Below are 19,532 nucleotides of genomic sequence, written 5' to 3'. Positions count from 1 at the left end.
GCCCTGCGCGGTCTCTAAACGGGCGGCTTAACCTGCATGACCGGTCGGCGGCGGCCGCGCCCTTGCGCGAGCCGGGGCCTTGCCGCGCGAGACGAGAGCCCGATGCCCAAGCGGACCGATATCAAATCCATCCTGATCATCGGCGCCGGCCCCATCGTCATCGGCCAGGCCTGCGAGTTCGACTATTCCGGGGTGCAGGCCTGCAAGGCGCTGCGGGCCGAGGGCTACCGGATCGTGCTGGTCAACTCCAACCCGGCCACGATCATGACCGATCCGGAGGTGGCCGACGCCACCTACATCGAGCCGATCACCCCGGAGATGGTGGAGAAGATCATCGCCAAGGAGCGGCCGGACGCGCTGCTGCCCACCATGGGCGGCCAGACGGCGCTGAACACCGCGCTGGCGCTGGAGGCCTCGGGCGCGCTGGCCCGCTACGGCGTGGAGATGATCGGCGCCAAGGCCGCGGTGATCGACAAGGCCGAGGACCGGCAGAAGTTCCGCAACGCCATGGACGCCATCGGCCTGGAGAGCCCGAAGTCCAAGGCCGCCCATGACATGGACGAGGCCCTGGAGGGGCTGGAGTTCGTGGGCCTGCCGGCGATCATCCGGCCGTCGTTCACCCTGGCCGGCACCGGCGGCGGCATCGCCTACAACGTCGAGGAGTTCCGCGAGATCGTCGAGCGTGGCCTGGACCTGTCCCCCACCACCGAGGTGCTGATCGAAGAGAGCGTGCTGGGGTGGAAGGAGTTCGAGATGGAGGTGGTCCGCGACAAGGCGGACAACTGCATCATCGTCTGCTCCATCGAGAACATCGACCCGATGGGGGTGCACACCGGCGATTCCATCACCGTCGCCCCGGCGCTGACGCTCACCGACAAGGAATACCAGTGGATGCGGCGGGCCTCGATCGCCGTGCTGCGCGAGATCGGGGTGGAGACCGGCGGCTCCAACGTGCAGTTCGCGGTCAACCCGGCCGACGGGCGCATGGTGGTGATCGAGATGAACCCGCGCGTGTCGCGGTCCTCGGCGCTGGCGTCGAAGGCCACTGGCTTTCCCATCGCCAAGGTCGCGGCGCGGCTGGCGGTGGGCTACACCCTCGACGAGCTGATGAACGACATCACCGGCGCCACGCCGGCCTCGTTCGAGCCCGCCATCGACTATGTGGTCACCAAGATCCCGCGCTTCGCCTTCGAGAAATACCCGGGCGCGGAAGCGACGCTGACCACCTCCATGAAGTCGGTGGGCGAGGTGATGGCCATCGGACGCACCTTCGCCGAGAGCCTGCAAAAGGCTTTGCGCGGCCTCGAGACGGGGCTGTCGGGCCTGGACGAGGTGGAGATCGAGAACGCGGAAGACCCGGAGATGGGCCATGCGGCGATCCTGCGCGCCCTGGCCCAGCCGACGCCCGACCGGCTGCGGGTGATCGCCCAGGCGTTCCGGCACGGGCTCAGCGTCGAGGACGTCAACGCGGCCTGTTCCTACGAGCCCTGGTTCCTGCGCCAGATCCAGGCGCTGGTCGCCCAGGAGGCGCAGGTGCGCGGGGCCGGCCTGCCCGAGACGGCGGCGGGGTTCCGGGCGCTGAAGGCGCAGGGCTTCTCCGACGCCCGGCTGGCGGCGCTGACCGGCGGGAGCGAGGCCGCGGTGCGCGCGGCGCGGCGGGCGCTGGGCGTGCGGCCGGTGTTCAAGCGCGTCGACACCTGCGCCGGCGAGTTCCGCGCCGAGACGCCCTACATGTACTCGACCTACGAGACCGGCGCCCTGGGCCAGGCGCCCGAGTGCGAGAGCGACCCGTCCGACCGCCGCAAGGCGATCATCCTGGGCGGCGGGCCCAACCGGATCGGCCAGGGGATCGAGTTCGACTACTGCTGCTGCCACGCGGCCTTCGCCCTCGACGACATCGGGGTGGAGTCGATCATGGTGAACTGCAACCCGGAGACCGTCTCCACCGACTACGACACCTCCGACCGGCTGTACTTCGAGCCGCTGACGGCCGAGGACGTGCTGGAGCTGATCGAGGTGGAGGCCAGCCGCGGCGAGCTTCTGGGCGTCATCGTGCAGTTCGGCGGCCAGACGCCGCTGAAGCTGGCCCAGCCGCTGGAGGATGCGGGCATCCCGATCCTCGGCACCTCGCCCGACGCCATCGACCTGGCCGAGGACCGCGAGCGGTTCCAGCAATTGCTGCACCGGCTGAAGATCCAGCAGCCCATCAACGCCATCGCCCGCTCCCGCGACGAGGCCTTCGCCGGCGCGCACCAGGTGGGCTATCCGGTGGTGATCCGGCCCTCCTACGTGCTGGGCGGGCGGGCGATGGAGATCGTCCGCGACGACGAGCAGCTCGACCGCTACATTCGCACCGCCGTGCAGGTGTCCGGCGACTCACCCGTGCTGATCGACCAGTACCTGTCGCGCGCCACCGAGGTGGACGTGGACGCGCTGTGCGACGGGCGCGACGTGTTCGTGGCCGGGGTCATGGAGCACATCGAGGAGGCCGGCGTGCATTCCGGCGACAGCGCCTGCTCGCTGCCGCCCTTCTCCCTGAAGCCGGAGACGATCGAGGAGCTGAAGCGGCAGACCGAGGCCATGGCCCGGGCGCTGGGCGTGCGGGGCCTCATGAACGTGCAGTTCGCCATCGAGGAGCCGCACGCCGACGAGCCGCGGATCTTCGTGCTGGAGGTCAATCCGCGCGCCAGCCGCACCGTGCCCTTCGTGGCCAAGACCATCGGCCAGCCGCTGGCGGCGATCGCGGCCAAGGTGATGGCCGGCAAGGCGCTGGCCGATTTCGACCTCAGGCAAAAGCCCTACGACCACATCGCGGTGAAGGAGGCGGTGTTCCCCTTCGCGCGGTTCGCCGGCGTCGACACCGTGCTGGGTCCGGAGATGCGCTCCACCGGCGAGGTGATGGGCCTGGACTGGGTGCGGCCGGGCGAGACCCTGGCGCCGGCCTTCGCGCGGGCCTTCGCCAAGGCCCAGCTGGGCGGCGGGACGCGGATGCCGGAGGCAGGAACGGTGTTCGTCTCGGTGCGCGACGCCGACAAGCCGTGGATCGTCGAGCCGGTGCGCATCCTGCTCGGCCTGGGGTTCAAGGTGCTGGCCACCGGCGGCACCGAGACCTACCTGGCCGGCGAGGGCCTGAAGGTGGAGCGGGTGCGCAAGGTGCTGGAGGGCCGGCCGCACATCGTCGACGCCATGAAGAACGGCGAGGTGCAGCTGGTGTTCAACACCACCGAGGGCCGCCAGTCGCTGGCCGACTCCTTCGAGCTGCGCCGCACGGCCCTGATGATGAAGATCCCCTACTTCACCACCGCCGCCGGCGCGCTGGCGTCGGCCCAGGCGATCCAGGCCCTGGCCGCCGGCCCCCTCGAGGTGCGGCCGCTGCAGAGCTACGCCTGACGTCGCGACCGTCATTTATCGCTTTGTTGGAATAAGCCATATCCCTTTCTGGGCCTTCCGCCAGCGAGGCGGAATAGACAACTCTGCTCCAGCGAAACGCCGTCGGGTTTCCGGCGGCTCAACGAGGGACCACAGAATGAGTACTCAAGTTGTCTTGATCACCGGCGCGTTGACCGGCATCGGGCGGGCCGCCGCCGTCGCCTTCGCCAAGAAGGGCGCCCAGGTCGTCGTTTCCGGTCGTCGCGACGAAGCCGGCCACGAGCTCGTCAAGGAGCTGCGGTCTTTCGGTTCGGAGGCCGAGTTCATCAACGCCGACGTCCGCAAGGAAAGTGATGTCCGCACCCTGGTGGACAAGACCGTCGCGCGGTTCGGCCGGCTCGATGTCGCGGTGAACAACGCCGGCACCGAGGGTGACCGCGGCCCGATCATCGACCAGACCGCAGAAAGCTACGCCGCGACGTTCGACACCAACGTCCTCGGCGTGATCCTGAGCATGAAGCACGAAGTGCGCGCCATGCAGGGCCAGGGCGGCAGCATCATCAACATCTCCTCGACCTACGGGCACGAGGGTGCGGCGGGGGCCTCCGTCTATGTCGGCAGCAAGCACGCCGTCGAAGGCGTCACCAAGTCGGTTGCGCTCGAACTCGCCAGTTCGCGCATTCGCGTGAACGCTGTCGCGCCCGGTCCCACGGACACCGGCATGCTGACCCGCTTCACAGAAACGGCGGAGAACAAGGCGGCGCTGGTGACGACGGTTCCGATGGGTCGCCTTGGCCTCTCGGAGGAGCTTGCCGACGCGATCGTCTTCATCGCGTCGGACCAAGCGTCATTCATCACCGGCCACGTCCTCAACGTCGACGGCGGCAAATCCAACTGATCCTGTCCGGGCGCGGGGTTTGGCGCCGCGCCCGGGCAAGGGCGGCTCTCCGAGGCGCCGTTCCCAACACAGGAGGAGGCCGATCATGGCTGACAAGCCCATCAAGGTTCCGGGTCCCGACCACCCGATCACGATCGAAGCGAATTCGTCTCGCGTCGTGGTCACGGTCGGCGGAAGGGTAATCGCCGACACCCGCGATGCGTTGACGCTTCGCGAGGCCGCTTATCCGGCCGTTCAGTATATCCCGCGTCGGGATGTCGATATGGCCGCGCTCACGCGGAGCGCGCACACGACGTACTGCCCCTACAAGGGCGACGCTTCCTACTACGGCATTCCGGCTGGCGGGGACCGTTCCCTCAATGCGGTGTGGACCTACGAGACCCCATTTGAAGCGATGGCGCAGATCAAGGACTACGTCGCCTTCTACCCGGACCGTGTCGACGAGATCAGCTAATCAAAACCGGCAGCCCGGCTTCGAGGCTCGCGCCGGTGTCGGCGCTGCCATTCGCCTGCCCTGGATGAACCCATCTATTCCGTATCGCTGGTGGAAGGCGCATGAAGGGAGACGCCTTATTCCAGCAGAGCGCCAAATGGACAGACTCGCGGCCTTGGAGATCTTCGTGCGCGTCGTCGACACCGGCTCGTTTTCGGCGGTGGCCCGGCATCAACGTATCGGCCAGCCGGCCGTCTCGAAGGCAGTCGTCCAGCTCGAGCGGTGGCTGGGAGTCAGCCTGCTGCTGCGTTCGACGCGCAGCGTGGTCCCGACCGAGGCCGGCCGGATCTTCTATGAGCGCGCGAAGCGGACGATCGAGGAAGCCGACGAGGCGGTGATGGCGGCGCAAGGGAGCGCGAACAACCTCTCCGGGAAGCTGCGCGTGTCGACATCGATCTGCTTTGGACGGCTCCATGTCATTCCGAAACTGGCGGCGTTCCTAGCCCAACACCCTGACCTCGATCTGGAGCTTGTCCTCGATGACCGCTTGGTGGATCTGGTCAACGAAGGCGTTGATGTTGCGCTGCGAACGGGGGCGATGCCGAATTCGAACATGACCGCGCGCCGGATCGCGGAGGGGCGCAGCATGGTCGTGGCCACGCCTGCCTATCTGCAGCGCCATGGCGTCCCGACATCACCGGACGAATTGGCGAGCCATCAGGCCATCATCCTTACGCGGGGTGGTGGGCGTGATTCCTTTACATTTCGAAAGGCCGACGCAGAGGTGTCCGTGTCTCTCCAGGGGCGGTTGAAAGTGACCCAGGCCGAGGGCCTGCGGGAGGCGGTAAATTGCGACCTGGGGCTGGCGGTGTCTGCGGAGTGGCTTTTCTCGCCCGAACTAAAATCCGGACAGGTCGTGGCGATTCTGCAGGACTGGGCCTTGCCGCCGACCAATCTGTCCGCCGTCTACCCGACAGGCCGCCTCGCCAGCACCAAGGCGCGCGCATTCGTTGCGTTCGTCGAGCGGTGCATGGCGGCCTGAACACGGCTTCGCCGCCGCGCGAGCGCGCGACGGGGCGGAAAAGCCCGTCGCGGAAAAGCCCGTCATGGTGAATCTTAATCCTGCTCAGATTAGGATTTGACGGGTCCGTCAGCGAAGCGCACTCTTTGGCTGTCGCGCTGCTGTCGCAGGCGCGGAGAGGCCCCTCCGGCGGCCTTTGCGACCCCGGAGAGCTCCCATCGCGGCGCCTGCCGCAGTCTGGCGCGGAGGCCACCTGGCCTCCTGTACAGACTCCGGAGGGAAAGCCATGCAACCTGAAGTCGGACGCCATCCCCATAAAAATCGCCACCTGGCCGAGAAGTTCGAAGGCTACCTGGGCATCGCCATGGTCGCCGCCATCGTGGTGCTGGGGGTGATCCTGATCTACGGCATCATGAACACGGGCGGCACGACGCCGACCTGGATGCAATGACCGCCTGACGCCGGGTCTCCAGGGCCCGGCCTCGCCGCACCGGCCTGACGGCCTACGTCCCGGCCGCGGGCGCGGGACGCGGCGGCGTCACTCGCTGACGCCGATGGCGGCGCGCAGGTCCTGCAGGCGCCTCAGGATCACGTCGGACGCCTGGCCGGCGGCGCCCGAGCCGCCATGCAGCAGGGCCAGGGCCGAGAGGTGCAGATCGATGACATCGGCCCGCGGGCCCCCCGTCTGATGCCCGATCATGGCCAGGACGCCGCGGGCGACCTCGCCGAGGTCGGACCGGCCGGCGGCGCCGGCGATCTCCGCCAGTTGCATGGCCGCGTCGGAAAGCTCCGGCGCGCGCCAGGAGAGCGCCGGTTCACCCGTCCGATGCAGCTCGATGAGCCGCAGGACCTGGATATCGACGGCGCGGCGCAGGGATGGACCCAGTTCCTCGATGTGCGCCCCGGCGGTGGCCGCGGCCTCGTCCGCGGTGCGCCCGCCGGTCTCGATCAGCACCTTGGCGAGGCGGTTGGGCGGGGTGAAGACACGAACGGGGGTCATGACGGGACTCAATCCTGGAGGATGTCGGCGTCGGCGCGGCGTTCCTCCACCCCGGGGGGCAGGGGCGACTGGCGGACGCGGCGGCAGGGACCGCAATAGCCGGGGCTGACGACGAACGGCCGCGGGGTCTTGGCCAGCCATTCGATGTGGCTGAGCAGGACGACCGGCACGATCGGCTTCAGGATCACCATGTTGGCGCCGATGTCGCGGGCGCGGGCGATCTTGGATAGCGGGGCATGGCCGCTGGCGAGCAGCACGGCCACCGTCTGGTTGGGCCCGTCCGCCCTGGCGCGCAGGCGCCGGGTGAGGTCGAAGCCGTCCTCGCCCGGCATCTCCGCGTCGGCGACCACCAGGTCGAAGGCCTCGGTCTCGAGCCGGGCCATGGCGACGGCCACGGAGGCGAACGGCTGGATCCGCGTGACGCCGAAGCCCCGCAGGGTGGTCACGATGATGTCCAGCGACAGCTTGCTGTCGTCGACGACGGCGATCTTGAGCGCACGCAGGTCGAACCGCTGCGGCGCGGGTGCGCCACGTTCGGCCTTCGCCGCGGCGGCCGGCAGTTGCAGCCCCGCGAACAGCGGGTGGCCGGCCACCCGCTGGATCTCGTCGCGGACCTGGTCGATCTTGCGGGTCGCATCCATCGCTAGAGGCCTCCGAAGGCGTAGCCCCGCGCCGCCGGGGCGCGAACCAGGGGACCGGCCGGGGCCGGTCGCGCGACCCGCGACCGGGGTGCGCCGCCCTCGATGCACGTCTTCAGCGCAGACAACCGACACCTTTAGTAAACGCGGAACGAGAACTGCGATATCCTGGTCAACATGCACCAGTAATGCAAAATGGACGATTAATCGGGGCGCTCATATACCAGTGTTATTGATGCCAGATTGTCGCATGCTCCGGCGGACACTGGACGAAACAAAAACTGTCCCATAATGTGTCATTATCCATCGAGTTCGTTAGATAGAACAGACTGCGAACTACCCGCCCTGATCCGAAATGCTCAACGCATTATTTACCGCGTTGGCGACTTGGGAAGTGTCGAGGACCAAATGTCGTTCACCGCTCTGTTGCTCATGGGCGAACAGATCCGCGCCGGCCGGGCGTTCCTGCGGCTGGAGCAGGCGGAGCTGGCGTCCGCGGCCGGCGTCAGCCTGGAGACCATCAAGCGCCTGGAGCGGATGCGCGGGCCGGTCGAGGCCAACACCCGCACGGTCGCCGCCGTCGTCCAGGCTTTCCACCAGCGGGGCATCGTGTTCGACCTGCGGTCCGGCGCCGGCCCGGGCTTGCGACTGGCCGATCCGCAACTGACCCCGGCCGCCGCCGCCTGACCCGCGGATCGCGCCCTAAGCCGCACGCCGTCATAGAAGGCGGAACCGCGCCGCTACGAGAACTGCGAAGCCCACGGTCGCGGTGATGACCCCGCCGACCGAGATCTCCGATCGGTCATGGCGTCAGGCGGTTCAGGCACGGCCTATCGCACCACAATTTTGCTCGGCGCCGCGATCCCCGGGGATATAGGTTGCAAGAGGCGACCGGCTGGGCGGGACGCCGCCACGATTGAGACCTTCGTCAACCAAGCCGTCGCGACGTGGACCGTCCAAAAAGACCGGCCGGGCTTGACAGCGGCTTCCTGCAGAGGAGCGGTCAAGCGGCAGGAGAGGAACACGACATGACGCCCGAGGCCCTTCCGCGCCCCTTTCCCCAGCGCGTCTATCCCGGCTGGTGGATCGTGGCGGCCGGCTTCGTCAACGCCGCCCTGGTGATCGGGTCGACGATCTATCTGTTCGGTCTGCTCGTGGCGCCGGTCAGCAGGGAATTCGGTTTGTCCCGGGCCGACGCGAACAACGGCTACATCGCCTTCATGCTCGGCATGACCCTCTGGGCGCCCCTGGGCGGCTGGCTCGTGGACCGGTTGCCGGTGAGGCTCGTGATGCCTGTCGGCGCAGTGTTGATGCTGACCGGGTTTCTGACCATCGCCAACACGAATTCGCTCTGGCTGATCGCAGCCATGATCTTCGGCCCGCTGGCCATGGGCGGGACGCTGGCGGGCCTGCTTTCGAGCACGACGGTCGTCACGCGCTGGTTCAGGCGTCGGCGCGGGCGCGCCCTGGGCGTCATGGCCATGAACTCGTCCGTCGCCGGCCTCGTCGTCAGCCCCGCGGCGGCGGCGCTGATCGAAACGTTCGGCTGGCGCACGGCGCTGCTGATCATGGGGTCCGCACTTACGGCGGTGGTGGTCGTGCTGGGCTCGCTTGTCATGCGTGACCGCCCGAGCGAGGACCAACTGGAGGCCGCAGGCGAAACTCAGCCGGAGGAGAGCCGCAAGCCCAACGTCGAAGACCGCACCTGGACGCTCGGCGAGCTGGCTCGCAATCGCAACTTCCACCTGATCATGTTCGGCATCGGCCTGCTGCTCGCCAGCGACCAGGTGATTCTGGCCAGCAAGGTGCCCTACATGCTGGACAGAGGCGTGGACCTAAAGGCCGCCTCGCTGATCGTCGCCTGCCAGTCGGCGTCCGCGCTCTGCGGCAAGCTGGTGGTGGGTTATCTCGCGGACCGGTTCGACCTCCGGCGCCTGTTCGCCGTCGTCGTGCTGTTCCACCTGATCCTGCTGGCGCTCTACGTGGTCTGGCCGGGCTATTGGGTCATGGTCGCCGCCTGTTCGATCATCGGCGTCGCCATCGGCGGGGTCTATCCGGTCAAGTTGCTCCTGACCGCCAGCGTGTTCGGGTCGCGCAGCTTCGGCCTGGCCTGGGGGGCGATGCATCTGGGCACCCAGCCCCTGTCCATCATAGCGTTGCGTTACACGGGGGTGATGTACGACCGGACGGGCGCCTACACCCTGGCGTTCGTGACCCTGATGGCGTGTGTCGTGCTCTCCGTCGTGCTGATAAGCTTCGTGGACCTGAAAGGCGGGACGATCGCACGACGGCGCGCTGCGGAACCCCAGGCCCAGAGCGTTTGAGCCTGTCCGGCCGCGCGTTCGGCCGTCCGACCCGCTGCGGGCTTTCTCCGGCGACGTCCGGTCACGTCAGCCCCCAGCCGCCGTCCTTGCGGCGGATCCAGCCGCCGGCGGCGCCGATGCCGCCGTCCACAGCCAGGGTCGCGCCGGTGACGTAGCTGGCCAGGTCGGAGGCCAGGAAGGCGATGGTGTTCCCCGCCTCGTGGATCGAGGCCCAGCGGCCCAGGGGGATGTGCCGGCTGCGCTCGACCGGGTCGCCGGAGGGGTGGGCGCCGGGCGTCTCGATGCCGTCGGGGGCGATGCAGTTGACCCGCACGCCGTGCTCGGCGAACTCCAGCGCCATGGATTTGGTGAACTCGGTCATGCCGGCCTTGCAGGCGGCGTAGACGCTGTAGTTGGGCGCGGCGCGAAAGGCCTCGCTGGAGGCGACGTTGACGATCGCCCCGCCCCGGCCGCCCTTGATCATGTGCGGGATCGCGTCCTGGGTGGCGGCCAGCATGCTGATGAGGTTCAGGTCGATCACCCGCTTCCAGTTGCCGTCGTTCTGGCTGAGGAAAGGCCGCGACCGGACGCCGCCGACGTTGTTGACCAGCACGTCGAGCCGGCCGAACCGCTGGGCGGCGGACGCCACCGCGGCCCGCACCTGCCCGGTCTCCAGGGCGTTCATGTCGATGAACTGGGCCTGGCGCCCCAGCGCCCGGATCTCGCCGACCACCCGCTCGCCGTTCCGGGCGTCGATGTCGGCGATGGCCACGTCGGCGCCGGCCCGCGCCAGGGCGATGGCCGCCCCCTCGCCGATGCCGCCCGCGCCGGCGGTGACCAGGGCGGCGCGCCCCTCAAGCCCGAAATCCAGCACGCTCGCACCTCCCCTGGCGTTTGAGCACGGAGCCTTGGCGAGACGCCCGCGCACGCCGAATGTGACGGCCGGGGGGGTTTGCGTCCAGCCGGCATGACCGGCAAAGTCGCCGCCCCGGAGCCTCGCGGAGTAGCGGCCACGCCGCGGCGCCTTCATAGTGTCCGGAGCCGGCGCGCGGCGAACGATCGTGCGGCCGCCCCACGGAGGAAACTGATGACCCAGAACACCGAGGCCGAAGTCGCCCAGCTTTTCGCGGACTACCGCAAGACCTTCAACGAAGACGATATCGAGGGCTGCCTGCGGTACTTCGCGATTCCCTGCACCCTGACGAGCTTCGGCCGGGTCCTCTACCTGGACACCCCCGAGAAGTTCGTCTCCCACTGGAGCGCCACGCACGCCAAGATGCGCAGCAGCTACATCACCAACGGGCGGATCTCGAAGCTGAAGGTTTATCCGCTGGACGACGACACGGCCGCCGCCGCGGTGGTCTTCGACCGGGTGAACGACAAGGGCGAAATTCTCACCCAGCAAGCCGGCGCCTATCATCTTTTCAAGTGGCCCGAGGGCTGGAAGGTGGTCTCGTTCATCATGCACCGGGCCGAAGCCTGGATGGGCGACATCAACCGGGCCTGAAGACCGCCGCCAGGCCGACCAGGAACGTCGCCTCGAACACCTGCTCCACCGCGCCCAGCACGTCGCCGGTGTGGCCGCCGACCAGCCGCCGCGCCAGGAGCATGGTCAGCCAGGCGGCGACCAGGGCGGGGCCGAGCCCCGCCACGGTGGCCGCCGGCGGCATGAAGGCGAACGGCCAGACGGCGATCAGCCCGGCGACGGCGAAATCGGCGAAGCCCGGCGGGGCGGGCGACGGCGTCCACTTGGCGGCGTCGCGGTCGCCCGCGTAGGGCGTGGCGCGCATGGCCATCACCGCCGTCGCCCGCGCCGCCCCGTGGCCGGCCACCAGGGCCACCGCGCCGAAGCCGGGCGAAAGGCTGGTCAGCGCCGCGACCCGCAGCGCGACCACCAGGCCCAGCGCCAGGACGCCGTAGGTCCCGACGCGGCTGTCCTTCATGATCTCCAGCCGGCGTTCGGGCGTCCGGCCGCCGCCCAGGCCGTCGGCGGTGTCGGCCAGGCCGTCCTCATGGAAGGCGCCGGTGACCAGGATGCCCAGGCCCACCGCCACCAGGGCGGCCAGGGCGGGGGGCCAGACCTGCAGGCCCGCGAGCCAGGCGGCGGCGCTGATCGCGCCCACGCCCTGGCCCACCAGCGGGAAGTAGCGGGCGGACCGCGTGATCCAGCCGGGCTCGAAGCCGGCCTGGGCGGGCATGGGGACGCGGGTCAGGAACTGGACGGCGCAGGCGACGAGCTGGAGCTGGCGACGCATCTAGAGGCGCCCGGCGATGACGTCGTCGAGGCTGGCGACGTCGGTGAGCAGACGGGCGGCGGCGCGCAGCAGCGGCAGGGCCAGCAGCGCGCCGGAGCCCTCGCCCAGGCGCAGGCCGAGGTCGAGCAATGGCTCGGCCCCCAGGCTGCGCAGCAGGATGTCGTGGCCGCGCTCCGCCGAGCGGTGGGCGAAGATGCAGTAGTCCGCCGCGGCGGGGACCAGGCGGATCGCGGCCAGCGCGGCGGCCGAGGCGATGAAGCCGTCCACCAGCACGGGCCTGCGCCGGCCGGCCGCGCCCAGCACGGCGCCGGCCATCATGGCGATCTCCAGCCCGGCGAACTCCGCCAGCACGTCGAGCGGCGCAGCGGCGGCGGTGCGCGCGGCGGCCCGCCGCAGCACCGCGGCCTTGCGGGCCAGGCCCGCGGCGTCGTGGCCGGCGCCGGCGCCCACGCAGTCGGCCAGCGGCGCGGGCGCCAGGCGGTGGACCACCAGGGCGGCGGCGGCGCTGTTGCCGATGCCCATCTCGCCGATGGCGATCACGTCGGCGGCCTCGGCGGCGCCGGCGGCGATCTGCGCGCCGCGGGCGAGCGCCGTCTCGACCTCGCCGCAGGTCAGCGCCGGCTCGACGGCGGCGTTGCGCGCGCCGCGGCGGACCTTGGCGTCGATCAGCGCCGGATGCGGCGCGAGGTCGGCGTCGACGCCGGCGTCCACCACCCGCACCTCGGCGCCCACCGCCGCGGCGAAGGCGTTGGCCGTGGCGCGGCCGGCCAGGAAGGTGGCGACCATGGCGGCGGTGACTTCGGACGGATAGCTGGAGACGCCCTCGGCGGTGAGACCGTGGTCGCCGGCGAAGATCAGCAGGCGGCAGCGGTCGATGACCGGATCTTCGCGCCCGGTCATCAACGCCAGACGGACGGCCAGGTCCTCGACGCGGCCCAGCGCGCCGGGCGGCTTGGCCTTGCCGTCGAGGCGGGCGCGCAACCCCGGTTCGGCGGCGCGGTCGAGGGCGGGGATGTCAGGCAGGGTCATCGGGGCTCCAGTCCGGCGATGGCCGAAAGCGCCGGGATGTCGAAGGCGTCGGCCAGCGCCAGGGCCAGTTCGTCGAGCGCCGCGTCGATGCGGGCGGACTGGTCGAGGCCGTCGGACGCCGCGCCCCACTCGGCCAGCAGGGCGGCGCGGGCCTCGCCGACGTCGAACAGGCCGTGGACATAGGCCCCGGCGATGCGGCCGTCGAGGGAGACCGCCCCCTCTCCCGTCCCTTCGTCGCGGACCAGGAAGGGCCGGGCGGCGTCGGGCCCGTGGGTGCGGCCGGCGTGGATCTCATAGCCGGCGAAGCGGGCGCCGGAAGTCAGGCGGCCCGCGGCGGCGCGCAGCACCTTCTCCGGCTGCAGCACGGTCTCCACGTCCAGGAGGCCGAGGCCCGCGGCCTCGCCGGGCGGCCCCTCCAGCCCGAGGGGATCGGCGATGCGCCGGCCCAGCATCTGGTAGCCGCCGCAGATCCCCAGCACCCGGCCGCCGCGGCGGACATGGGCGGCCAGGTCCACGTCCCAGCCCTGGGCGCGTAGGAAGGCGAGGTCGGCCAACGTCGCCTTGGTCCCGGGCAGCACCACGAGGTCGGCGTCGCCCGGCAGGGCGGCGCCCGGCGGGACGAAGGCGAAGGCCACGGCCGGTTCGCTTCTCAGGGCGTCAAAGTCGTCGAAGTTGGCCATGCGCGAGAACATGGGGACGACGATGCGCAGTTTCCCGCCGGCGGCGGCGCGGGCCTCGTCCAGCACGACGGCGTCCTCCGCCGGCAGGCGCCGGGCGGCGGCGAGCCAGGGGGCCACGCCGCAGTCGCGCCAGCCGGTACGGGCGGCGATGGCCGCGCGGCCGGCGTCGAACAGGGCCGGATCGCCGCGGAACTTGTTGATCAGGAAGCCGCGGACCATGGCGCGGTCCGCGAGATCCAGCACTTCGTGGGCTCCGACCAGCGCGGCGATCACATGGCCGCGGTCGATGTCGCCCACCAGCACCACCGGCACGCCGGCGGCGCGGGCGAACCCCATGTTGGCGATGTCGCCGGCCCGCAGGTTGATCTCGGCAGGACTGCCGGCGCCCTCCACCAGCACCAGGTCGGCCTCGGCCTGCAGCGTGCGGAAGCTTTCCAGCACCACATCCAGCAGTTCGCCCTTGCGGGACTGGAAGGCCGCGGCGGCCCAGGTCCCGGCCACCCTGCCGTGCACCACCAGCTGGGCGCCCGTGTCGCTCTGCGGCTTGAGCAGCACCGGGTTCATGTGGACGCTGGCCGGGGTGCGACAGGCGATGGCCTGCACCGCCTGGGCGCGGCCGATCTCGCCGCCATCGGCGGTGACCGCCGCGTTGTTGGACATGTTCTGCGGCTTGAACGGGCGCACCTTCAGGCCGCGGTTGGCGTAGAGGCGGCAGAGGCCGGCGACCAGCACCGACTTGCCCACGTCCGAGCCGCAGCCCTGGATCATCAGCGCCGCCATGCGAGGCCTCCCACCAGCAGGGCCAGCGCCGCCAGCGCCAGCGCGCGGCGATAGAGCGCCAGGCCGCGGCGCAGGTCGGCCGGCGTCGGCGGGGGGCCCTCGCCCAGCGCCGCGCGGTGGTGCGGCTCGCCGTCGTAAGCCACCGGGCCGCCCAGCCGCACGCGCAGCGCGCCGGCCATCGCCGCCTCCGGCCAGCCGGCGTTAGGCGAGGCGTGCCGGCCGGCGTCGCGGAACATGACCCGCCAACCGCCACCGCCCGCCAGCGCCAGCAGACCGCCGGCCAGCCTGGCGGGGAGCAGGTTCATCAGGTCGTCGGTGCGGGCCGCGGGCCAGCCGAACCAGCGATAGCGCTCGTCGCGGTGGCCGATCAGGCTGTCGGCGGTGTTGACGGCCTTGTAGGCGAACAGGCCGGCCAGGCCGCCCACCAGGAACCAGGCCAGCGGGGCCGCCACCCCGTCGTTGAAGCTTTCGGCCAGGCTCTCCAGGGCCGCGGCGGCGACGCCCGTCTCGTCGAGGCCGCCGACATCGCGGCCGACGATGCGGCCCACGGCGGCGCGGGCGCCCGGCAGATCGCCGGCGGAAAGCGCCCGGTCGACGGCCGCCACGTGGTCGTGAAGGCTGCGCGCGGCCAGGCCCAGCGAGCCGGCCACGGCGGCCGCCGCGAAACCCCAGGCGGGGCCGGCCAGCAGGCGCTCGAGGCCATGGCCGGCCAAGGCCGCCCCGCCGGCGACCAGGGCGAGGCTCGCGGCGCCGGCCAGCCGCCGGGTCCGCGCACCGCCGCGGTTGAGGCGTATTTCCAGGCCGCGCAGGGCGGCGGCGATCCAGGCCACCGGATGCGGCAGGCGCGCGTGCAGGCGTTGGGGATAACCGGTCGCCGCCTCCACCGCGCCGGCGGCCAGCACCAGCCAGGGGTCAGCCGGCACGGCCGATGACCTCGACCAGCGGCCCGGCCGTGCCGGCCGTGAGGCGCGCTTCGACCCCATAGGCCCGGCTGAGGACCTCCGGCGCCAGCGCCTGCTCCGGCGGGCCGTCGGCGAGGATGCGGCCCTGCGCCATCACCACGATCCGGTCGGCCAGCCGGGCGGCCAGCGACAGGTCATGCAGGGTGACGACCACCCCGCAGCCCCCGCCGTGGGCCAGGGTGCGGAACAGCTCGGCGGCGTCGAGCTGGTGGCCGGGGTCGAGGCCGGTGAGCGGCTCGTCGGCCAGCAGCCACTGCGGCCGGCCGGCCAGGGCGCGGGCGATCAGCACCCGGGCCCGCTCGCCGCCGCTGAGCGTGGTGACCAGGCGCTCGCCCAGGCCTTCGACCCCCGCCGCGCGCATGGCCTCGGCGACGGCGGCCGCGTCCTCGTCCGAGAGCCCGCGGGAGCCGATGAACGGCGTGCGGCCCAGGCCCACCAGGATGCGCGCCTCCACCGCCCAGGCGACCTCGGCGATCTGCGGCAGGAAGCCGATGCGCCGGGCCCGCGCGCGCGGCGACAGGGCGGCCACCAGTTCGTCGTCCAGCCGGACCTCTCCGGCGTCGGGACGGCGCAGGCCGGCGAGGCAGGCCAGCAGGGTGGACTTGCCGGCCCCGTTGGGCCCGAGGACGGCGGTGACCTGGCCCGGCCGGAAGGCGGCGTCGACGCCGTCCAGCACCGGCTTGCCGCCGAGGCTCAAGCGCAGGCCGTGGGCGGACAGGCCGCTCACGCCAGCCTCCGGCGCATGGAGAGCAGCAGGGCGAAGAAGAACGGCCCGCCGAGGATCGCCATGGCCACCCCCAGCTTCACCTCGCCGGCGGCCGGGGTCAGGCGCACCAGGATGTCGGCCGCCAGCACCAGGGCCGCGCCCCCCAGGGCGCTGGGGATCAGCAGGCCGCCCGGCCTGGACCCCACCAGCGGCCGCAGCAGATGGGGCACGATCAGGCCTACGAAGCTGATCACCCCGGTGACGGCGACGCTGGCCCCGGCGGTGAGCGCCACGCCCAGCGCCAGGGCCCAGCGGAGGCGGGTCAGGTCGACGCCCAGCGAGCGGGCGCCGTCCTCGCCCAGGGTGAGGGCGTCGAGGCCGCGGCCGGTGAGCAGCAGCAGCGCGCAGCCCACGGCCATCAGCGGCGCGGCCAGGGCGACGTCGGCGACGCTGCGGTCGGCCAGCGAGCCCATCAACCAGTCGATGATCTCGTTCACCGCCCAGGGGTTGGGGGCGAGGCTGAGCGCCAGGGCCACGCCGGCGGCGGCCACGGTCTGCAGGATCACGCCCGCCAGGACGAAGGTGACGATGCTGGAGGCCGCGCCCGACAGCGCCAGCAGGAAGAACACCGCGAGCAGGGCGCCGCCCATCGCCGCTACGGCGATCACCCAGGAGGCCTGCGCCCCGGCACCCAGGTAGAGGGTGAGCACCGCGCCCAGGGCCGCGGTGGAGGAGACGCCGAGCGCGCCGGGGTCGGCCAGGGGGTTGCGGGTGTAGCCCTGCATCGCCGCGCCGGCCATGCCGAGAGACCCGCCGACGAAGACGGCCAGCACGGTGCGCGGCAGGCGCAGCTCGAAGATGATCGCCCAGCGCGGGTCGTCCGGGTCGCTCCAGGCGCTGAGCGGCGCCCAGACCCGGCCGGCGGCGAGGCTGGCCAGCGCCAGCAGCCCGATCAGCAGCGCCAGGACGGCGAGGGCGAGGCGGCGATGGCGGACGCTCACGCGAGGGCCTGCAGGGCTTCGCGGCGGACGCGGGCCAGCATGGCGGCGGTCTCGATCAGCACCGGCCCGCCGCAGAAGGTCAGGCGCTGGGGGAAGACGGCGCGGTGCATCCGCCCGCGCACATGCGAGAGCGCCGGATGGGTCAGCACCCGGTCGGCCCAGTTGGGCGCGCCGGGGCGGGGCTCACCGGCCAGCAGCACGTCCGGCGGGTCGGCGATCACCCGCTCCAGCGGCACGTCGCCGGTGCGTTTCAGGCCGTAGCGGGTGGCGGCGTTGTCGAAGCCCGCGCGGGTCAGCATGTCGTCCATCAGCGCCCCCTTGGCGGCGGCGAACCCGCCGGACTGGTAGACCAGCACCGTCAGCCGCCGCTCGCCCGGCGGCGGCGCGGCCCGGGCGATGGCGGCCCGGATGCGGGCGACCAGGGCGTCGCCGCGCTGCGGGCGGCCGACGGCGCGCGCGACCTCGGCCACCTGCGCCAGGCTCTCCTCGACGGTGTCGGGGGCGGCGAACAGCGCGGTGCGCACGCCCAGCCGCGCCAGGGCCGCACGGGAGGCGGCGGAGGAATGCCCGCCGGTCAGCACCAGGTCGGGCCGAAGCGCCACCACCTCCTCGGCGGACTCGTAGGTGTAGGGGAAGGTGCGCCCCACCGGGCCCAGGCTGGAGGTCTCCGGATCGTGCGACCAGTGGCTCAGCGCCACGATCTGCGCGCGGTCGGCCAGGTGGACCAGGATCACGTCCAGGCAGGGGTTGAGCGAGACGATCCGCTTCGGCGCCGGCGCGGCCGCCCGGGCGCCCCCCGAGAGCAGGCCGGCGGCGAGCCCCGCGGCGGCGGCCCGGCGGGTGGGGGCCCGGCTCAAAAGTCGATCCCGCGCTGGGCCTTGATCCCCTGCTCGAAGGGGTGCTTGACCAGGGTCATCTCGGTGACCAGGTCGGCGATGGCCAAGAGCTCCGGCTTGGCGTTGCGGCCGGTGACGCAGACGTGCTTGTCGCGCGGCCGGGCCTGCAGGGCGGCGACCACCGCGGCGATGTCCAGGTAGTCGTAGCGCAGGGCGATGTTCAGCTCGTCCAGCAGCAGGAAGTCGATGGCCGGGTCGTGCAGCATCTCCAGCGACCTGGCCCAGGCGGCTTCGGCGGCGGCGACGTCGCGGGCGCGGTCCTGGGTGTCCCAGGTGAACCCCTCCCCCATCACCTCGTAGCGGACCAGGTCGGGGAAACGGCGGAAGAACTGCCGCTCGCCGGTGATCCACTTGCCCTTGATGTACTGGACGATCCCGACGTGCTGGCCCCAGCCCAGGGCGCGGGCGACCATGCCGAAGCCGGCGGTGGACTTGCCCTTGCCATCGCCGGTGTGCACCAGCAGCAGGCCGGCGCCCTCGGCGGTCTTGGTCGCCATCAGCGCCTCGCGCTCGGCCTGCAGCGCCTTCATGGCGTCGGCGTGCCCGCGGTTCTTCGCGTCCTCGTCGGTCATGGGCGCAGCTCCTGCAACGCGGCTTCGACCCGCGGCCACTGGCCGGGCGCGGGCAGGCCGAAGCGCAGCCAGTGGGGATGGTCGCGGAAAGGGCGCGCCAGCACGCCGCGCCCCGCCAGCGCGCGGAAGGCGGCGGCGGCGTCGCGGCGCCGCGCGAGGCGGAACAGCGAGGTCCCGCCCAGCACCTCGAACCCGGCGGCGGCCAGACGGGCGTCGAGCCGGGCGGCGTCGCCGGCGAGCCGGCGGACCGTGCGCGCGCGCCAGGCCTCGTCGGCGTAGGCGCCGGGCGCCGCGGCCAGGGCCTCCGCGCCCACCGGCCAGTCTCCGAAGGCGGCCCGCACCCTGGCGGCCAGGGCGGGCTCGGCGACCACGAAGCCCAGGCGCACGCCGGGCAGGCCGTAGAACTTGCCGAACGAACGCAGCACCACCAGCCGCCCGCCGGCGCGCGAGGCCAGGGTCAGGTCCGGGACGGTCTCGCCGAAGGATTCGTCGACGATCACCCAGCGCCGGGCGGCCTGGGCGGCCAGCCGGCCAGGCGGGATCGCCGATCCGTCGGGGTTGTTGGGATTGACCGCCACCAGGGCCTCGGCCGCCCGGTCGTCGTCGAGGTCGCGCACGGCGGCGGCGGCCACGCCGGCGGCCGCCCAGGCTTCGGCGTGGCCGCCGTAGGTGGGCGCGACGATCGCCGCCGAGCGCGCGCCGGTCAGGCGGGGCAGCAGCCTGAGCCCCGCCTCCGCCCCCGGAACCGCCGCGACCGCAGCCGGCGCGGCCCCAAAGGACCGGGCGGCGGCGGCCTCCAGGGCGGCCACGGCCTCGGGGTCCGGCAAGCGCCGCAGGTCGGCGGACGCCGCACGGGCCCCGCGCCAGGGACGCGGGTTGATCCCCGTGGAGAGGTCGATCCACGGCTGCGGCGCGTCCGGGAATGCGGCCTTCGCCGCGGCCAGCCGGCCGCCGTGGCGGAACAGGACCTCCAGCGCCGTGGTCACCGG

Annotated in this window: 20 protein-coding genes; 8 read left to right on the top strand and 12 right to left on the bottom strand. The window is 71.9% G+C overall.

Translation table 11 applies throughout. The features are described 5' to 3' along the window. Window positions 1-102: 102 nt before the first annotated feature. The 5 genes from carB to VGL30_RS13830 all read left to right on the top strand — a co-directional run bounded on the left by carB (window position 103) and on the right by VGL30_RS13830 (window position 6,172). On the top strand, window positions 103-3,390 hold the full coding sequence (gene carB, locus VGL30_RS13850) for a carbamoyl-phosphate synthase large subunit (RefSeq protein WP_331540592.1): 3,288 nt from the start codon (window positions 103-105) through the stop codon (window positions 3,388-3,390). Window positions 3,391-3,526: 136 nt separating this feature from the next. Beyond that, window positions 3,527-4,267 (top strand): glucose 1-dehydrogenase, encoded by a 741-nt coding sequence (locus tag VGL30_RS13845; protein WP_331540591.1) that lies wholly within the window; start codon window positions 3,527-3,529, stop codon window positions 4,265-4,267. Between the two features lie 85 nt (window positions 4,268-4,352). Then, window positions 4,353-4,721: a DUF427 domain-containing protein gene (locus VGL30_RS13840; RefSeq protein WP_331540590.1), complete on the top strand. Its 369-nt coding sequence runs from the start codon at window positions 4,353-4,355 to the stop codon at window positions 4,719-4,721. Window positions 4,722-4,875: 154 nt separating this feature from the next. Further along, entirely contained in the window at window positions 4,876-5,742 is an 867-nt protein-coding gene (locus VGL30_RS13835; RefSeq protein WP_331540589.1) for a LysR family transcriptional regulator, read from the top strand. A gap of 265 nt (window positions 5,743-6,007) precedes the next feature. Beyond that, window positions 6,008-6,172: a hypothetical protein gene (locus tag VGL30_RS13830; protein ID WP_331540588.1), complete on the top strand. Its 165-nt coding sequence runs from the start codon at window positions 6,008-6,010 to the stop codon at window positions 6,170-6,172. Between the two features lie 87 nt (window positions 6,173-6,259). Here the strand turns inward: VGL30_RS13830 and VGL30_RS13825 are convergent, their stop codons facing one another. Both VGL30_RS13825 and VGL30_RS13820 read right to left on the bottom strand, forming a co-directional pair. After that, a complete protein-coding gene (locus tag VGL30_RS13825; RefSeq protein WP_331540587.1) occupies window positions 6,260-6,721 on the bottom strand; it encodes a hypothetical protein in 462 nt (153 codons plus the stop codon). A gap of 8 nt (window positions 6,722-6,729) precedes the next feature. Continuing rightward, window positions 6,730-7,362, bottom strand: a complete 633-nt coding sequence (locus VGL30_RS13820; RefSeq protein ID WP_331540586.1) for a response regulator — start codon at window positions 7,360-7,362, stop codon at window positions 6,730-6,732. Window positions 7,363-7,767: 405 nt separating this feature from the next. Here VGL30_RS13820 and VGL30_RS13815 point away from each other — a divergent pair, with 405 nt between their 5' ends. Both VGL30_RS13815 and VGL30_RS13810 read left to right on the top strand, forming a co-directional pair. After that, window positions 7,768-8,046 (top strand): helix-turn-helix transcriptional regulator, encoded by a 279-nt coding sequence (locus VGL30_RS13815; protein WP_331540585.1) that lies wholly within the window; start codon window positions 7,768-7,770, stop codon window positions 8,044-8,046. Window positions 8,047-8,387: 341 nt separating this feature from the next. After that, on the top strand, window positions 8,388-9,683 hold the full coding sequence (locus VGL30_RS13810; protein WP_331540584.1) for an MFS transporter: 1,296 nt from the start codon (window positions 8,388-8,390) through the stop codon (window positions 9,681-9,683). 61 nt (window positions 9,684-9,744) lie between these two features. On the opposite strand, the gene VGL30_RS13805 is transcribed toward VGL30_RS13810, so the two are convergent. After that, a complete protein-coding gene (locus VGL30_RS13805; protein WP_331540583.1) occupies window positions 9,745-10,536 on the bottom strand; it encodes an SDR family oxidoreductase in 792 nt (263 codons plus the stop codon). A gap of 213 nt (window positions 10,537-10,749) precedes the next feature. Here VGL30_RS13805 and VGL30_RS13800 point away from each other — a divergent pair, with 213 nt between their 5' ends. Further along, window positions 10,750-11,169, top strand: coding sequence for a hypothetical protein (locus VGL30_RS13800; protein ID WP_331540582.1), 420 nt, complete (start codon window positions 10,750-10,752; stop codon window positions 11,167-11,169). On the opposite strand, the gene cobS is transcribed toward VGL30_RS13800, so the two are convergent. Genes cobS through VGL30_RS13755 form a run of 9 tightly spaced genes read right to left on the bottom strand, consistent with a single transcriptional unit; the run spans window position 11,156 to window position 19,529 of the window. Continuing rightward, window positions 11,156-11,917 carry an adenosylcobinamide-GDP ribazoletransferase gene (cobS, locus tag VGL30_RS13795; protein WP_331540581.1) on the bottom strand — a complete coding sequence of 254 codons (762 nt, stop codon included), beginning with the start codon at window positions 11,915-11,917 and terminating at the stop codon, window positions 11,156-11,158. The two genes, VGL30_RS13800 and cobS, sit on opposite strands and share 14 nt — an antisense overlap. Beyond that, a complete protein-coding gene (gene cobT / locus VGL30_RS13790; protein WP_331540580.1) occupies window positions 11,918-12,946 on the bottom strand; it encodes a nicotinate-nucleotide--dimethylbenzimidazole phosphoribosyltransferase in 1,029 nt (342 codons plus the stop codon). It lies immediately after the preceding gene. Further along, the gene (locus VGL30_RS13785; RefSeq protein WP_331540579.1) at window positions 12,943-14,406 is read right to left on the bottom strand and encodes a cobyric acid synthase; all 1,464 of its coding nucleotides are present in this window, start codon (window positions 14,404-14,406) and stop codon (window positions 12,943-12,945) included. Before VGL30_RS13785 ends, cobT begins: the two co-directional genes overlap by 4 nt. Further along, complete coding sequence (locus VGL30_RS13780) at window positions 14,394-15,329, bottom strand: CobD/CbiB family cobalamin biosynthesis protein (protein ID WP_331540578.1); 936 nt, start codon at window positions 15,327-15,329, stop codon at window positions 14,394-14,396. The genes VGL30_RS13785 and VGL30_RS13780 overlap by 13 nt, the downstream gene beginning before the upstream one ends. Beyond that, window positions 15,319-16,095, bottom strand: a complete 777-nt coding sequence (locus tag VGL30_RS13775) for an ABC transporter ATP-binding protein (protein ID WP_331540577.1) — start codon at window positions 16,093-16,095, stop codon at window positions 15,319-15,321. The genes VGL30_RS13780 and VGL30_RS13775 overlap by 11 nt, the downstream gene beginning before the upstream one ends. Continuing rightward, a complete protein-coding gene (locus VGL30_RS13770; protein ID WP_331540576.1) occupies window positions 16,092-17,075 on the bottom strand; it encodes an iron ABC transporter permease in 984 nt (327 codons plus the stop codon). The genes VGL30_RS13775 and VGL30_RS13770 overlap by 4 nt, the downstream gene beginning before the upstream one ends. Then, the gene (locus VGL30_RS13765) at window positions 17,072-17,932 is read right to left on the bottom strand and encodes an ABC transporter substrate-binding protein (RefSeq protein ID WP_331540575.1); all 861 of its coding nucleotides are present in this window, start codon (window positions 17,930-17,932) and stop codon (window positions 17,072-17,074) included. Before VGL30_RS13765 ends, VGL30_RS13770 begins: the two co-directional genes overlap by 4 nt. Continuing rightward, window positions 17,929-18,543 carry a cob(I)yrinic acid a,c-diamide adenosyltransferase gene (gene cobO / locus VGL30_RS13760; RefSeq protein WP_331540574.1) on the bottom strand — a complete coding sequence of 205 codons (615 nt, stop codon included), beginning with the start codon at window positions 18,541-18,543 and terminating at the stop codon, window positions 17,929-17,931. Before cobO ends, VGL30_RS13765 begins: the two co-directional genes overlap by 4 nt. Next, window positions 18,540-19,529 carry an aminotransferase class I/II-fold pyridoxal phosphate-dependent enzyme gene (locus VGL30_RS13755; protein ID WP_331540573.1) on the bottom strand — a complete coding sequence of 330 codons (990 nt, stop codon included), beginning with the start codon at window positions 19,527-19,529 and terminating at the stop codon, window positions 18,540-18,542. The genes cobO and VGL30_RS13755 overlap by 4 nt, the downstream gene beginning before the upstream one ends. Between the last annotated feature and the right edge of the window lie 3 nt (window positions 19,530-19,532).

The organism is Phenylobacterium sp. (assembly GCF_036502675.1).
Classification (GTDB): Bacteria; Pseudomonadota; Alphaproteobacteria; order Caulobacterales; family Caulobacteraceae; genus Phenylobacterium.
The sequence above is the reverse complement of the archived record's forward strand: the minus strand, read 5'-3'. Positions and strand labels throughout refer to the sequence as shown.

Excerpts from the sequence above, each read along its gene's own strand:
- carB (WP_331540592.1), top strand. The coding sequence starts at position 103 with ATGCCCAAGCGGACCGATATCAAATCCATCCTGATCATCGGCGCCGGC.
- VGL30_RS13845 (WP_331540591.1), top strand. The coding sequence starts at position 3,527 with ATGAGTACTCAAGTTGTCTTGATCACCGGCGCGTTGACCGGCATCGGG.
- VGL30_RS13840 (WP_331540590.1), top strand. The coding sequence starts at position 4,353 with ATGGCTGACAAGCCCATCAAGGTTCCGGGTCCCGACCACCCGATCACG.
- VGL30_RS13830 (WP_331540588.1), top strand. The coding sequence starts at position 6,008 with ATGCAACCTGAAGTCGGACGCCATCCCCATAAAAATCGCCACCTGGCC.
- VGL30_RS13825 (WP_331540587.1), bottom strand. The coding sequence starts at position 6,721 with ATGACCCCCGTTCGTGTCTTCACCCCGCCCAACCGCCTCGCCAAGGTG.
- VGL30_RS13820 (WP_331540586.1), bottom strand. The coding sequence starts at position 7,362 with ATGGATGCGACCCGCAAGATCGACCAGGTCCGCGACGAGATCCAGCGG.
- VGL30_RS13815 (WP_331540585.1), top strand. The coding sequence starts at position 7,768 with ATGTCGTTCACCGCTCTGTTGCTCATGGGCGAACAGATCCGCGCCGGC.
- VGL30_RS13810 (WP_331540584.1), top strand. The coding sequence starts at position 8,388 with ATGACGCCCGAGGCCCTTCCGCGCCCCTTTCCCCAGCGCGTCTATCCC.
- VGL30_RS13800 (WP_331540582.1), top strand. The coding sequence starts at position 10,750 with ATGACCCAGAACACCGAGGCCGAAGTCGCCCAGCTTTTCGCGGACTAC.
- cobS (WP_331540581.1), bottom strand. The coding sequence starts at position 11,917 with ATGCGTCGCCAGCTCCAGCTCGTCGCCTGCGCCGTCCAGTTCCTGACC.
- cobT (WP_331540580.1), bottom strand. The coding sequence starts at position 12,946 with ATGACCCTGCCTGACATCCCCGCCCTCGACCGCGCCGCCGAACCGGGG.
- VGL30_RS13785 (WP_331540579.1), bottom strand. The coding sequence starts at position 14,406 with ATGGCGGCGCTGATGATCCAGGGCTGCGGCTCGGACGTGGGCAAGTCG.
- cobO (WP_331540574.1), bottom strand. The coding sequence starts at position 18,543 with ATGACCGACGAGGACGCGAAGAACCGCGGGCACGCCGACGCCATGAAG.